The sequence below is a fragment of the Flagellimonas oceani genome, assembly GCF_011068285.1.
Taxonomy (GTDB): domain Bacteria; phylum Bacteroidota; class Bacteroidia; order Flavobacteriales; family Flavobacteriaceae; genus Flagellimonas; species Flagellimonas oceani.
On the sequence record NZ_CP049616.1, the window covers coordinates 4,019,545 to 4,034,215 of the forward strand.

16 protein-coding genes are annotated in these 14,671 nt (G+C 43.9%); 10 read left to right on the plus strand and 6 right to left on the minus strand.

Annotated features, from left to right (window positions below; translation table 11 throughout):
* Window positions 1-99: 99 nt before the first annotated feature.
* The 6 genes from GVT53_RS18180 to GVT53_RS18205 all read left to right on the plus strand — a co-directional run bounded on the left by GVT53_RS18180 (window position 100) and on the right by GVT53_RS18205 (window position 6,751).
* Window positions 100-1,515 carry a sensor histidine kinase gene (locus GVT53_RS18180; protein WP_166250535.1) on the plus strand — a complete coding sequence of 472 codons (1,416 nt, stop codon included), beginning with the start codon at window positions 100-102 and terminating at the stop codon, window positions 1,513-1,515.
* Window positions 1,516-1,554: 39 nt separating this feature from the next.
* Window positions 1,555-2,337 (plus strand): enoyl-CoA hydratase/isomerase family protein, encoded by a 783-nt coding sequence (locus tag GVT53_RS18185; protein ID WP_166249900.1) that lies wholly within the window; start codon window positions 1,555-1,557, stop codon window positions 2,335-2,337.
* A 24-nt stretch (window positions 2,338-2,361) separates the two neighbouring features.
* Window positions 2,362-3,915, plus strand: coding sequence for a hypothetical protein (locus GVT53_RS18190; RefSeq protein WP_166249901.1), 1,554 nt, complete (start codon window positions 2,362-2,364; stop codon window positions 3,913-3,915).
* 211 nt (window positions 3,916-4,126) lie between these two features.
* Window positions 4,127-4,714 (plus strand): collagen-like protein, encoded by a 588-nt coding sequence (locus GVT53_RS20965; RefSeq protein ID WP_205791976.1) that lies wholly within the window; start codon window positions 4,127-4,129, stop codon window positions 4,712-4,714.
* Between the two features lie 136 nt (window positions 4,715-4,850).
* Window positions 4,851-5,924 carry a PA0069 family radical SAM protein gene (locus GVT53_RS18200; protein WP_166249902.1) on the plus strand — a complete coding sequence of 358 codons (1,074 nt, stop codon included), beginning with the start codon at window positions 4,851-4,853 and terminating at the stop codon, window positions 5,922-5,924.
* Window positions 5,925-6,100: 176 nt separating this feature from the next.
* A complete protein-coding gene (locus tag GVT53_RS18205) occupies window positions 6,101-6,751 on the plus strand; it encodes a hypothetical protein (protein ID WP_166249903.1) in 651 nt (216 codons plus the stop codon).
* 99 nt (window positions 6,752-6,850) lie between these two features.
* Here the strand turns inward: GVT53_RS18205 and GVT53_RS18210 are convergent, their stop codons facing one another.
* The 4 genes from GVT53_RS18210 to GVT53_RS18225 form a co-directional block, all read right to left on the minus strand.
* A complete protein-coding gene (locus GVT53_RS18210) occupies window positions 6,851-8,275 on the minus strand; it encodes a Gfo/Idh/MocA family protein (RefSeq protein WP_166249904.1) in 1,425 nt (474 codons plus the stop codon).
* 64 nt (window positions 8,276-8,339) lie between these two features.
* A complete protein-coding gene (locus tag GVT53_RS18215) occupies window positions 8,340-8,999 on the minus strand; it encodes an HD domain-containing protein (RefSeq protein ID WP_166249905.1) in 660 nt (219 codons plus the stop codon).
* Window positions 8,996-9,733 carry a lysophospholipid acyltransferase family protein gene (locus GVT53_RS18220; RefSeq protein ID WP_166249906.1) on the minus strand — a complete coding sequence of 246 codons (738 nt, stop codon included), beginning with the start codon at window positions 9,731-9,733 and terminating at the stop codon, window positions 8,996-8,998. Before GVT53_RS18220 ends, GVT53_RS18215 begins: the two co-directional genes overlap by 4 nt.
* 77 nt (window positions 9,734-9,810) lie before the next feature.
* Window positions 9,811-10,221 (minus strand): BrxA/BrxB family bacilliredoxin, encoded by a 411-nt coding sequence (locus tag GVT53_RS18225; protein ID WP_166249907.1) that lies wholly within the window; start codon window positions 10,219-10,221, stop codon window positions 9,811-9,813.
* 122 nt (window positions 10,222-10,343) lie between these two features.
* On the opposite strand from GVT53_RS18225, the gene GVT53_RS18230 reads away from it, so the two are divergent.
* The 4 genes from GVT53_RS18230 (at window position 10,344) to GVT53_RS18245 (ending at window position 13,843) form a co-directional block, all read left to right on the plus strand.
* Window positions 10,344-11,081: a TerB family tellurite resistance protein gene (locus tag GVT53_RS18230; protein WP_166249908.1), complete on the plus strand. Its 738-nt coding sequence runs from the start codon at window positions 10,344-10,346 to the stop codon at window positions 11,079-11,081.
* Window positions 11,082-11,091: 10 nt separating this feature from the next.
* Window positions 11,092-11,676, plus strand: coding sequence for a HupE/UreJ family protein (locus GVT53_RS18235; protein ID WP_166249909.1), 585 nt, complete (start codon window positions 11,092-11,094; stop codon window positions 11,674-11,676).
* A gap of 85 nt (window positions 11,677-11,761) precedes the next feature.
* Window positions 11,762-12,199 carry a deoxycytidylate deaminase gene (locus tag GVT53_RS18240; protein WP_166249910.1) on the plus strand — a complete coding sequence of 146 codons (438 nt, stop codon included), beginning with the start codon at window positions 11,762-11,764 and terminating at the stop codon, window positions 12,197-12,199.
* A 15-nt stretch (window positions 12,200-12,214) separates the two neighbouring features.
* Window positions 12,215-13,843: a S41 family peptidase gene (locus GVT53_RS18245; protein ID WP_166249911.1), complete on the plus strand. Its 1,629-nt coding sequence runs from the start codon at window positions 12,215-12,217 to the stop codon at window positions 13,841-13,843.
* 1 nt (window position 13,844) lies between these two features.
* Here the strand turns inward: GVT53_RS18245 and GVT53_RS18250 are convergent, their stop codons facing one another.
* Together GVT53_RS18250 and GVT53_RS18255 are read right to left on the minus strand one after the other, a co-directional pair.
* Entirely contained in the window at window positions 13,845-14,045 is a 201-nt protein-coding gene (locus GVT53_RS18250) for a hypothetical protein (protein ID WP_166249912.1), read from the minus strand.
* 9 nt (window positions 14,046-14,054) lie between these two features.
* Window positions 14,055-14,639, minus strand: a complete 585-nt coding sequence (locus tag GVT53_RS18255; RefSeq protein ID WP_166249913.1) for a MarC family protein — start codon at window positions 14,637-14,639, stop codon at window positions 14,055-14,057.
* Between the last annotated feature and the right edge of the window lie 32 nt (window positions 14,640-14,671).

Here is a 14,671-nt window from a genome sequence, read left to right on the forward strand (position 1 = left end):
TACTTCAAGGTTATTTGGCTCGATAATTGCTTAAATTTAACGTTAAAACAGGCAATCTTGCTCAGAAAACTGTCCTTACGTTCACGAATATTCGTTGCCATGATCACATTGGTTGTGGTTGCTTCTGTGTTGATTGCAGGGGTTACGGTGTACCAATACAAAGAACAAGGGAACGATTACCACAACGAACGGTTGGAGCGAAAGGAAGAACAGCTCATCAAGAGTATCAACTATACGCTGAAGGAAACCACTTATCCGGTCACTACCGAAAATTTGCACCTGATTTTTAGCGAGGAGATCTATGAAATTGCCAACATCCAGAACGTAAACTTCAATATTTATGATCTTGAGGGCAACTTGATAAAAAATTCAAGACCTAGCTTTGAATCCAACTCCATTGCCACCTGTTTGGATGCCGAAGTGCTCAATTTTTTACGGGAAAGTGGGGAAACACGGTTTGTAGAGGAAAAAAGGGCCGCTGGAGATAATTATCAGGCCATCTATACCTATATCTACGACTTAAAGTTCAAGCCCATCGGCATTATGAACCTGCCCTATTTTGAGGATAACACCTTCAACAATATGGAACTGCGGGAGTTTCTCTTCCGATTGGGCATGGTGTATGTTCTGATGCTTGTGGTCGCCATCTTTTTGGCATATTTCATTTCAAAATACATTACAAGGTCGTTGCAGACGATTTCGGATAAGATCAACCGCACCAATCTGACCCATCAGAACGAAAAAATCTATTTGGAAAGCCCAGGGGAGGAGATTGCCAAGTTGGTGGATTCTTACAACCGAATGATAGATGAGCTCGAAGAAAGTGCGGTAAAATTGGCCCGTAGCGAGCGTGAGCAAGCTTGGCGTGAGATGGCGAAGCAAGTGGCGCACGAAATCAAGAACCCGTTAACGCCCCTTCGTCTCACGGTTCAGAGTTTTGAACGGAAGTTCGACCCCGGCGACCCCGAGATACAAAAAAAGGTAAAGGAGTTTTCCAAGACATTGATCCAGCAAATCGATACCATGAGCAACATTGCCACTGCTTTTTCCAGTTTTGCCGATATGCCCGCCCAGCAGAACGAAACCTTGAACGTGGTAAAAGTGGTAAAGTTGGCGTTGGAAATCTTTAACGAGGATTATATTCATTTTATAACAGATGAGGATGAGGTAGTGGCCAAACTGGACCGTACCCAATTGATACGGGTGATCACCAATTTGGTCAAGAATGCGATCCAGGCCATTCCCGAAGTGGAATCCCCAAGGATTTTGGTCACTGTGGCAACAGTGGGCGATCGGGTAAAGATTTCGGTCGCGGATAACGGTCTAGGCATCGCCGATGAGCACAAACATCGCATTTTTGAGCCCAAGTTCACCACCAAATCCAGTGGAACCGGACTAGGTCTGGGTATGGTAAAGAACATTGTGGAAAACTATGGCGGAACCATTACCTTTACTTCAAAGGTTGGAAAAGGGACCGTGTTTACCATCGATTTTCCAAAGGAACAGAAGAATTAATGGCAACTTGTATAGTTGCAACCCCAAACAGCATTCTATATGGAATACGAAAACATTTACATTGAAGAAGAGAACAATTTGGCCACCATTACCATAAACAGGCCCAAAAAGCTCAATGCCTTGAACATTAGGACCATTGAGGAGCTCCACGAAGCTTTCAGGGAATTGGATGAAGACCCCGATACCAAGGTCATAATCATTACGGGGAGTGGCGATAAGGCTTTTGTGGCAGGTGCCGATATTTCCGAATTCGCCGATTTTTCGGTGAAGGAGGGACGACAATTGGCGGCAGCGGGCCAGAAGAATCTCTTCGATTTTGTGGAGAACCTATCGACACCTGTAATTGCGGCAATAAACGGTTTTGCGCTGGGCGGTGGATTGGAACTGGCCATGGCATGCCATTTTAGGGTGGCCAGCAGCAATGCCCGAATGGGACTGCCCGAAGTGTCCTTGGGCGTAATTCCCGGGTATGGCGGCACACAGCGCCTGCCACAGTTGGTGGGCAAGGGCCGTGCCATGGAAATGATCATGACGGCCGGTATGATCGACTCGGACAAGGCCTTTGGTTATGGACTGGTGAACCATGTCGTATCCAGCGAGGAATTGTTGCCCTTTTGCACCAAAATTGCGAGCAGGATATCGAATAATTCCACAGTTGCCATAAAACACGCAATAAAAGCTATAAATGCAGGTTTTAAGTATGACGCTGATGGCTATTCGGTGGAGATTGATGCTTTTGGCACATGCTTTGGGACCGACGATTTTAAAGAGGGGACCACGGCATTTTTGGAAAAGCGCCAAGCAGATTTCCCTGGATCATGACCATTGGCCTAACCAAGCCTAATCATGAAAAAATACCTGTTTCTTCTATTTAGTTTTGTGCTGACAGGCATGGCCGTCCATGCACAGAAAATGCCCGTTTCTTATGATTTTGGAGAAAAATATAAGGATCGTTACCGCTATTCCAATCTGGTTGCCATCGACGAGGACGATTCTGGCGGCTACATTTTAGTAAGGGCCTATTATCAAGGACTGATCCTAAAACCCAAGGGATATCTGATCGAAAAATACAACAGTGATCTGGAGTTGGTATCCGAATATAATTATAAGCTCAAGGACCTGGATTTTGTGGATGGATTCCTCAAAAATGGACAATTGCACCTTATGTTCCTCAATTATAACACCAGCAGGGGCGAATACGAGTATTGGGTACACAGCAGTCCAGTCATAGACTTTGGTTTTCGAGAGAAAAAATTGCTGTCCATTGCTTCGGAGCAGGTGGACGACCCCGTAGGGAAGAACTACTATAACCGTGATTTTTCTCGTGGGTTCACCACCGCCATTCTTTTTAATGAAGCTAAAACAGGTTTTGTCATCAGTACACACCACAAAAAAGGAAAGAGCAATAAGCATATGATCCATATGTTCGATACCGCGCTCAACAAAAAGTTCGAGTTCGATTTTTCGGATGAAATCGAGGAAAAGAATTACGCTTTCGAGAACGTTGCCTTTTCCGAGGACCTTCAAACGGCCTATATTGTTGGTAAGGCCTATTTTAAAAAGCGAAGGTTCAGTGTCGATGAAAGAAAATTTCAATATGAATTGATCAAGGTATCGCAAAACGGGAGTAAAACACAATCCTTTGTAGACCCCGGGAAGTATCCGGAAGCATTGTATCCTGTTTTGATGAAGGACAAACTGGTCTGTACGGGTTTTTATGCCGATAGAAAGGATAACAGGTACAATGGAATCGTTTATTTTGATGTGAATCCCAACTCCTTGGACATTCGTTCCCAGAAATACAATCCTTTTTCGCAGCAGTTTATGGACGATAAGTTTGGCCGTGAAGAAGATAAGGACATCAAGAACCTTGTGTTTAAAAATGTTGAGGTCACTGAAGAGAACGAAATATTCTTCAATGCCGAAGAGTACTTTGTAACCACTGGACTGGAAACTACCGGGGCCGGACAACGGGTGAGAATTGAGCGATACCACCACAACGACATCGTCAGTGTGAAGCTTACCGCCAACGGAATCATGGACTGGGCCCGTAACATCAACAAAACAGAGGTTACCCAAGGCGATGGGGCCTACGCATCCTACAGTTCGTACTGCAAGGACGGCACCACTTATTTCTTTATTTGTACGGCCGCAGAAAATCCGCAATTGATCAACAACGAACGTTTGATATTTAAGCAGGGATTTAGCAGAAACCGCAATGTTTTTATGATCTCGTTGGACGAAAACGGGGTAATGGATTACGAAAAGGTGATTGATCAGCAAGAAGCGAGATTGCCGCTTATGGTCTCCAAACCCTTGAAGGATGAAGCAGAGGATAAAATGCTTTTTTATGCCAAAAGGGGAAGCAGGAAACAACTTGTAAAAGTCGATTTTAAATAACTGAACAACAAATAATTAAGAAAAATGGCCTCCGTTGGAGGCTTTTTTTATGTTTCAAATCCAAAAAAGAAGGAAAAAACCTACATAAAAATACACATATCAATTGAAGTAGGGCATTCATCAATTCATAGCCCGCATTGGTGAATTAGGGCCAAATACAATGGTGTAAGCACCATACATTTGGGGCATTAACCCTAATAAAAAAATAATTATGAAAGTATTAAAATTATGTAGTATCGCCATGTTGGCCATGTCAATAACGTTGGTTTCCTGTTCTGGAGAAGATGGGGAAACCGGACCAATCGGACCTGCAGGTCCCCAAGGTGAGCAGGGGGAACAAGGCCCTCAAGGCGAGCAAGGTGAACAGGGAAATGCAAATGTTCGCACTTTTGACTATCTGATTAACGACTATTCATCAGATACTATTGAAATTACACTTACTAATTTTATCGATGAAGGATTGGATGTTACCAATTTTGCACTTTTATTTTATCTAGAATCTACAGGTGATCCAAATGATAGATGGTATTCAATCCCAGGTCCAATAGACCAGTTTCAAAGGTATACCAAAGTTATAGTTTTAGAGCAGGACAGTGAAGTTAAAATCGATTTTTTTAACGTAGATCACACGCCTTATGTGTTTCCTGCAGGAAAGTTCAATATGCTAAGAATTGTTGCTATTGATTTGGGCAACGGCACAGCTAAAACAAGTAAAGAAGATGCAATGTCCGAACTAAAATCCGCAGGGGTTGACACTTCGGATTATAATCAAGTAGCAGCGTATTTTGGATTAAATTAAATATGTTTTAGTCCTTTTAAGGACAACCTAACCATTAATTATGGAGCCGGGCATCGCCCGGCTTTTTTGTTGGATAAATTATTTGCCAATTCATATAAAAAGGAAATAATCCATATATTTGGAATAAATCCAAATTATGTCATCCAGAGAATTTTTGAAGGGAAGGGGAGCTCAAAAAAATACCGAAAATCGGTTTTTGCAGCATGTATTCGAAATGCGGGACGATTTCTTGGAATTTTGCCGTTTGGAAGGAGAGGAAGCTGAAAATAACAAGACGCAGTACATACCCATCTTTCCAAAAACCATTGTGAACAAGGTAGATAGTCCGGATGTGGGCATGGGATACTCCATGAACCCCTACCAAGGATGCGAACACGGTTGCATTTATTGCTACGCCCGAAATACCCACGAATATTGGGGATATAGTCCGGGGCTGGATTTTGAACGGAGGATTTTGGTAAAGAAATCCGCGCCGGAACTATTGGAGGCCAAGATCAAACATAAAAATTGGAAAGCGCACACGATAGTGTTATCGGGCAACACCGATTGTTACCAACCGGCCGAGCAGAAGTTCGAGATCACGAGAAAATGTTTGGAGGTTTTTTTAAAATATCGCCATCCAGTCGGCATCATCACCAAAAATGCATTGGTGTTGCGGGATTTGGATATTTTGAAAAAACTCAACGAACACCGATTGATCGGAGTCAACATATCCGTAACTACCTTATCAGAAGAAACAAGGCGAAAACTTGAACCTAGAACCGCATCCATTCAAAAACGGCTGAAAACAATACAAGTACTATCCGAAAATCAAATCCCCGTTAACGCAATGTTGGCTCCCATGATTCCGGGAATAAATTCCCATGAACTGCTGCCCTTGGCAAAAACGGTGGCGGAACATGGTGCGCTCTCTTTTGGGTTGACGGTGGTACGCCTCAATGGTGCCATTGGACAGATTTTTTCGGACTGGATCAAAAAGGCAATGCCGGATAGGGCCGAGAAAGTACTGCACCAGATTCAGGATTGCCATGGTGGAACGGTTAACGATAGCAGATTTGGAACACGAACAAGGGGGGAAGGCAAGATTGCCGAGCAAATACACGAAATGGCCCAAATTGCAAGGAAACGATACTTTAAGGGCAAGGTTTTTCCACCCTTGAACTTAGAACTCCATGAGCAATACAAGGACGGGCAGATGAGATTGTTTTAGTCGAAATTTGACTATCATTTCTAGAACAAGTTACAGCTGCCGTCAATTCAAAACAACGATTCATCAATTGAATACGGGCACCAGTCAATTGGTAGGTAAAATAATGGTCAGATGCACTTAGCTTTAAGATCTATAAACTTAAAGCAACTATTATGAAAGCAGTTAAATTACTTAATATGGCGCTACTATGTATGGCCATGATCTTGGTCTCTTGTTCTGGCGAGGATGGCGAACAGGGGCTACAAGGAGAACAAGGTAATTCAATAAAAGGAGACCCTGGTCCTCCTGGTGAAGATGGAATTAGCTGTTGGGATCTTAATGGAAATGGTGCGGGCGATACCGAAGAAGATGTGAACAACGATGGCAATTTTGATGCCCTCGATTGCCAAGGCAAGGATGGCATCAACGGTGAGGACGGTAATGCCAATGTGCGCCGTTTTAATATTTCGTTGGAGGGGTATTCTGGTTCGACTTTTAATATTCCTTTTCCAAATGAAGTGACCGCGGAAGATATCGAAAATTCCGTGTTTTTTTTCTACATACTAAAAGATGGGGGTAGATACCTAGTGCCTGGTATGGGGCCTGGGGGTAACTTTTATGTTAGAGCTTATTATAGCAACTCTATTTTTTTACAGTTTCAACAAGTACCTGAATTTAATGCGTATGTTATGCCAGAAGGATTTTTGGGAGATGAGCTAATTGTTATAGTCGCTGAGACCAATTTGGTAGGCAAGAACAATCAAGAAAGTTTGATGAGCGAACTTAAAGCTGCAGGCGTGGACACCAGCGATTACCATGCAGTGGCCGAATATTTTGGTCTGGAATAGCAAAAAAGATATTCGTCTTATTAAAGACTCCTTTTTGCTCAGAATTATAAAACAAAAAATGGCCCAATTTGGGCCATTTTTAATATAGTTGTTCGAAAATTATTTCAATTCCCAGCCATCACGGTAATCGCGGGTTACCCATTCGTTGGCTTTATCGTAATTGGTAATCTTCATATTGTCGCCGTCCCAGAAAAGCTTTCTTCGACCGGGAAAACCATAAGGATCCCAATCCCCAAGTTTTTTTCCTTCCTTCAGCTCTTTGTATTGATACGCTTTTACGGCCAAGTTGCCCATCAGTACGGTCTCGGTAAGCCGTCCTGCTTTTTCAAAATTGGAAGAAGTCGGTGTACCGTTTTGGCAACCATCCACAAAATTGGCAAAGTGCCCATCGATTCCGCCCGGCACCCTATCATATTTAGGGGCTGGTGATTTATATAGATCCATCATTTCGGAAGGTAGCAATCTAGCATTTCGGGAATAGGTATCGCAAATCAAAATGCCTTTGTCGCCATAAAAAATACTTCCTCCACCGGAATCGCCAATGGTCTCATCATCTTTAAGCTCGTCCGGTAGGTCCGGTTTTAAGCCACCATCGTACCAGTTCAATGCAATGTCGCCGTGTTCTTCGTGCTCAAACTTTAAATGGATCTTGGATGAAGGAGGACAGGAGTGGCTGTAATCCGCCTCTACAAAATCATCCACCCAAACCGTGGTGCAACTGGCCTCTGCCTCGGTAGGATATCCTAGATCAAGGACACTAAAAGGTGTTTCCATAATATGGCATCCCATGTCGCCCAAGGCACCTGTTCCGAAATCCCAGAAACCTCTCCATTTAAATGGTAGATACGCATCGTTGTAATCCCTCATTTTGGCAGGGCCCAACCAAAGGTCCCAATCCAATCCCTTGGGAATTCGGTCTTTTTCTGTTGGTAAGGGAACACCCTGCGGCCATACAGGTCGGTTGGTCCAACAATCTATGGTATGTACTTTTCCGATAATGCCGGATTCTACCCATTCGCGCGCGATTCGGCTACCATCACTGGATGCGCCTTGGTTTCCCATTTGGGTCACAATGCCCTGCTCTTTGGCGACCTGCGTCATCAAACGGGCCTCGTAAATATTATGGGTAAGCGGTTTTTCCACGTAGGCATGTTTTTTCTCTCGCATAAAGGGCAAGGAAATGGTTGCATGCGTGTGGTCCGGACTTGCCACGGCAATGGCATCGATGTCGCCCAAATGCGCATCAAAGACCTTTCTAAAATCTTTATACCGTTTTACATCGGGGAACTGCTCGTGGGTTTGTTGGGCGCGACGGTCATCCACATCGCAAAAGGCAACAAATTTCACCCTTCCCGTATCGTTAAGGCCATTTATTACTGAATTTCCCCTTCCGCCGACTCCAAATCCGGCCACATAAAGGGTGTCGCTGGGAGGAATGTGGGTTTTCCCCAGTACGTGACTGGGTACAATCGAAAATGCGGCCGAAGCAGCAGCGGCATTTCTGATGAATTTTCTTCTTTGCATTATGTTTAGTTTGATATTATGTGAGTCCCCAAGATACAAAAAAGGGAAAGAGAAATCCTAGGCTTTACTCACTGCCATTCCATTCTTTATAAAACTGATCAAGGTAATCCATCATGAATTGATGGCGTTCCTCGGCCAGTTTTTTTCCAGTAGCGGTGTTCATTTTATCCTTGAGCAATAAAAGTTTTTCGTAAAAATGATTGATGGTGGGCGCATTGGAGTTTTTGTATTCCTCTTTGCCCATGTTGAGGTTGGGCGGAACATCCGGATTGTGCAGTTCCCTGTTCTTAAAACCTCCGTAGTTGAACGCCCTGGCAATGCCTATGGCGCCAATGGCGTCCAGTCGGTCGGCATCCTGTACAATTTGAAGTTCTTTTGAGGTAAATGATTCTCCAGTTTTGCCAAAGCTGTTTTTAAAGGACATATGTTTGATGATGTTCACAACATGATCAATGGTCTCCTCATCAACAGAAAGGGATTCCAGAAAACTTTTTGCAGTCTTTGGCCCAATGCTCTCGTCTCCTCCATGGAATTTTGGATCGGCAATATCGTGAAGCAGGGCGGCCAATTGTACGACCGTAGGATTTCCCTCTTCATGCATCAACAGCAAATTGGATGTATTGAAAACACGTTCAATATGGAACCAATCGTGCCCGCCCTCGGCATCTTGGAGCGCTGCCTTAACAAAATCGATGGTTTTTTGTATGAGTTGTGCTTCCTTCATTGGTTGGTTTTGATACCTGCCACGATCGTACTTTCAATTTGGGCAATAAGTTCATGCGCGTTGCCTTCATTTTCTATGGGAGGATGTACCTCGAACGTGACTTGGGAACCCAGTCCCATCGGAAACTTTCCGTATCGCAACAATTTCCATGAGTTATTGATGCTGATGGGTACGATCAGCGCCGAGGGCGCATTTTTCAACATTACTTTGAGCCCCGTGGTCCTGAATGGTTTGGGCTCGCCGTTCCTGCTTCGGGTACCTTCCGGGAAAATAACGGCACTACGGTTGTTCTGATTAATATATTTTGCCAGTTTTTGGAGCTCGGCAATGGACTGTTTAGGGTCTTTTCTATCGATCAAGGCCGAACCACCATGCCTTAAATTGTAGGACACACTGGGAATCCCTTTGCCCAGTTCTATTTTGCTCACAAACTTGGGATGATGTTTTCGCATATACCAAATGATCGGGGGAATGTCGTACATGCTTTGGTGGTTGGTCACAATGATCAGTGGCCTATCCGTTGGAATGTTCTGTTCGTTTTTGAAACTGTACCGTGTTCCCAGAACATTGGTGCACCGCATAATGAACCAATTTAAGATGGAAACACTTTGTTTGTGCGCATCGTACCCCAACACTTTTAAACAAAACCACTGGATAGGATGAAAAATGACCAGAACCAGACCAAACAGCAAAAAGAATAAAACGGTAAGGGGGTATGATAATAGTTTTAGCACGGATACCTATTTAAATTATTGTAAAAATAAAAAAACCACCCTTTAGGGTGGCCATTTCATATATTATTTACTTGATGTTAGCAATGCTCGTTGTAGGCTTCCATCAAATTTTCTGCGATCAGCTCGGCAGGTCTTCCCTCAATGTGGTGCCTTTCGATCATGTGAACCAATTCTCCATCTTTGAACAAGGCCATGCTTGGTGAAGAAGGAGGAAAGGGGACCATATGGTTTCTTGCTGTTGCAACGGCTTCCATGTCCACACCTGCAAAAACGGTAACCAAGTTATTTGGAGTTTTACTGTTTTGCAAGCTCAATTTAGCAGCTGGTCTTGCATTGGCCGCGGCACAACCGCAAACCGAATTAACCACAACCAGAGTGGTTCCGTCCCTTTTTAGGGCATCATTTACAGCTTCACTTGTATGTAGTTCTTCAAACCCGGCACTTGCCAAGTCTTCGCGCATAGGTTTTACCAATTCTTCTGGATACATAGACTTCTTTTTGATTATGTTACAAAGATACGGTATTGTGAGGATTTTTTCATCACCGTTAACATTGCTTAAAGCTTTGTTTCTTAATCAAACCCCTATCTTTGCGCTTTAAATTTTGAAACATGATCAAGTGGATAGCCGCCTTGCTCGGTTATTTTATGTTTAGATTTCCCGGTGCGGTATTGGGGTTTATCGTGGGCACCTTTCTGGACAATTTTGGAGGTTCTGGAAAAAGGCCCGGGTCCGTTTTTGAAAACGTGACCAGACAATCGGTTTCCCCGGCCGATTTTGAATTGAACTTACTGTCACTCTGTTCCATTATAATCAAAGCGGACGGACAAGTAAATCAACGCGAGCTTGATTATGTGCGACAATATTTTTTGAGCACCTACGGTAAGGAAAAAGCAAATGCGATTTTCAGGACCTTCAACGAGGTTATCAAAAAAAGGGAGATATCGGCGCAACGGATCTGTACCTTTATGGTGCAGCGTACCCGGTACGAGGTGCGCTTGCAAATGCTCCACTTTTTGTTCGGCATTGCACAATCGGATGGGCAGGTAAGCAAGGCCGAGGTGCAAAAGTTGCGTGAAATAGCTGGATATTTTCGGGTGAGCCCGCACGATTTTGAAAGCATTATGGCGATGTTCATAAAATCTGCCGATACGGCATACAAGATTTTGGAAATCGAGAAGAACGCCTCAGATGAAGAAGTGAAGAAAGCATATAGGAGAATGGCCAAAAAGTACCACCCGGACCGGGTGGTCACCGAAAACGAGGCCATTAGGAACGGAGCTGAGGAAAAATTCAAGGAAGTACAAAAGGCCTACGAAACCATTCAACAAGAACGAGGAATCTCTTAACCTATAAATTATGCAAGAGTTTTTATTTTACATCAAATTGGGGCTTAGCCATGTGTTGGATTTTGGGGCCTACGACCACATTTTATTCCTATCGGCCCTGGCAATTCCGTTCACTTTTAAAAGTTGGAGGCGGGTACTGATCTTGGCAACCATTTTTACCATTGCGCATTGTACCTCCTTGGCACTGTCCGTTTACGAGGTCGCTACGGTAGATGTTGGTCTTATCGAGTTTTTGATACCCGTGACCATTGTACTTACGGCCCTGTTCAATTTTGCTTACGTATTCAAGGAATCTTTGGACATAGGTCTATTTCTACATGTTTTGGCCACAGCTTTTTTTGGGTTGATACACGGTTTTGGGTTTTCCAACTATTTTAAGATGTTAATGGCAGAGGAGGAGGATAAGATCACACCGTTATTGGGTTTTGCAACAGGAATAGAGCTGTCGCAAGTAACCATTATACTTGTGGTTTTGGCCATCGCCTATGCGGTCTTGAACCTGTTTAAGGTGAAACGGTCCATTTTTATTGCGATCGCCTCAATTTTGATCATTGCCATTACAATACCCCTGCTCATAGCTACGTTCCCCATGTAGGACCTTCGTTAAATTTTATTCAATAAGGTTGTAAGGCTCTATCAAAGCAGGTATATTTATTTAATTATCAGCGTTTTTTGGATTTATGAAGGCGAGCAAACAAGAAAAGTACGACAAGGCCTATTTACGGATGGCCCAAGAATGGGGAAAATTATCATATTGTAAAAGACGACAGGTCGGTGCGATCATCGTCAAGGACAGGATGATCATTTCCGACGGATACAATGGCACCCCAACGGGTTTTGAAAATTTTTGTGAAGACGAAGAAGGTTACACCAAATGGTACGTGCTCCATGCAGAGGCAAATGCCATTCTTAAAGTAGCCTCATCGACCCAATCCTGCGAAGGTGCAACATTGTACATCACGTTGTCCCCATGTAGGGAGTGCAGCAAGCTCGTTCACCAAGCTGGCATAAAACGTGTGGTATACCAGAGTGCGTACAAAGACGACTCTGGATTAAAATTTCTGGAAAGGGCAGGAGTTGAAATCGTACATATGCCCGTTTTGGAAGAAATGGTTTAAAACCATAATTGCTATATGAAGAAAATCAAAGGATATATTTGGCCCACGTTACTTGCTTTAGCGGTGGCCGTCGGTATTTTTATAGGAGGCAAGCTTCATTTTAACGATTCCCCCGAAAAGCTTTTCTCCACCAATTCCAAAAAGGACAAGCTCAACCGGCTTATCGATTATATCGACTATGAGTATGTGGACGATGTGGATACCGATAGCATCGTGGATGTTACCGTGAACAATATTTTGGGCAAATTGGACCCTCATTCCGTGTATATCCCAAAAGATGAAATGAAGGATGTTGCCGAAAGCATGAAAGGTGATTTTGCAGGTATCGGAGTGAGCTTTTATATGTACCGTGACACCATTACGGTGATCAGGACCATTAAAAATGGACCAAGTTACATCAGCGGGATAAAACCGGGCGACCGCATTCTTATGGCGGACAAGGATACGCTTTACGGCAGAAGCATAGTAAATGACGAAGTCGTGTCCACCCTAAAGGGAAAAATAGGGACCAAGGTCAACTTAAAGGTATACAGGAAGACGGAAGATAAAATGATGGACATTGCCGTGGTCAGGGACAAGGTTCCCATTAGAAGCGTGGATGCCTACTATATGCTGACCAAGGACATGGGCTACATCAAAATAAACCGTTTTGCCGAGTCCACTTTTGATGAGTTCAAGGACGCACTCCGTAAACTAAAGTTGCGCGGTGCAGAAAAGTTGACGTTGGACCTACGGGACAATCCCGGGGGCTATTTGGGCATTGCCGAAAAATTGGCGGATGAATTTTTGGGCGATGATAAGTTGATTCTCTTTACCAAGAACAAAAAAGGAAGGATCAAAAAAGCGTATGCCACCAAAAAGGGAGATTTTGAGGATAAACAAGTATATGTGCTTATCAACGAACGTTCCGCATCTGCCAGCGAAATCATCGCAGGGGCATTGCAGGACAACGATATCGGTACCATTGTTGGGCGCCGTTCCTTTGGAAAGGGCTTGGTGCAGCGCGAAATGGATCTGGGGGATGGGTCCGCGGTCCGGCTGACCGTTTCCAGATACTATACTCCCACGGGACGTTCCATCCAAAAATCCTATAAAGATGGCAACCACGATTATTACCAACGTTTTATGGAACGCTACGCAAGTGGCGAACTAACTTCCGCGGACAGCATAAAGGTGGCCGATTCCCTGAGATTTGTGACTCCCAAGGGCAAGGTGGTTTATGGAGGCGGCGGAATAATTCCGGATGTTTTTGTTCCGATCGGCAACAATCAAGAGGAGGCTATCGAAAGTATGGACGACACGTATCAATTCTTTGCCCGATTTGTGTTCGAACATCTGGAAAAGGACCGGACAATGTACGATGGTTACGATCAGAACCAATTTTTGGACGAGTTCCAAGTGGACGACATCCTTTTTGATAATTTTATCCAATTTGTGCTGGATCGAAAGGTCAAGCTGGATTTCTACGCATACGAGGGTAAGATAAAGGCCTACCTTAAGGCAAATATTGCCGAGCAATTGTTCTCTCCAAATTTATCTGCCCAGATAAAAGGCGACTATGATTCAATGCTGGAGAAGGTCAAGGAATTGGACAAGGCCGATATAGACCAGTCCCAACTAGGTGTAATCAAGATGAAGCCTTGATCTAGTCCTTCAACTTTTTGTCTATTTTTTTTGATGTCATAAAAATCAGCATCAATACAATAGCGCTCAAGGAGGCCACAATGCCGATCAGCGCAATGGTGCTGTCCCCTTGTATCGGGTTTTCAAAATCCACCAAGGTTACGTTGTAGGCGATAAGGCCCAATGCGAGTATGATTAAAACTATAGCAAATGTCTTGTTCATATCAATGTTTTAAGCAGCGTGCGACAGTAGCCCGTTTACATTGGTCACAAAAAGTTTTACGGCTATCGCCATAAGGATCACTCCAAATACTTTGCGGATAATGTTGAGTCCGTTCTTTCCCAATATCCGTTCAATCCGGGCACTGGATTTAAGCACGATGTACACAAAGATAACGTTTATAATAATGGCCACTATAATGTTCTCCACATGGTATTCTGCCCTCAAGGACAAAATAGAGGTAAGGGTACCCGCACCTGCGATCAATGGAAATGCGATCGGGACAATGGAAGCGGTCTCCGGTTCATCGTCCTTGTAGAGCGAGATTCCCAAGATCATTTCAATGGCGAGGAAAAAGATGATAAAGGCCCCGGCGACAGCAAAGGAGTTAACATCGATGCCGATCAAGGAAAGAATGCTTTCGCCGACGAACAAAAAGGCGATCATGATCGAAATGGCCACAATGGATGCCTTTTCGGATTGTACATGCCCTACCTTCTTGCGAAGGGACAGTATAATCGGGATGCTCCCCAAAATATCGATTACGGCAAACAATACCATCCCGGCGGTCGCTATCTCCTTAAAGTTAAAATTCATGGCGTCAATTTTTTTGGACGGCAAATTTACGG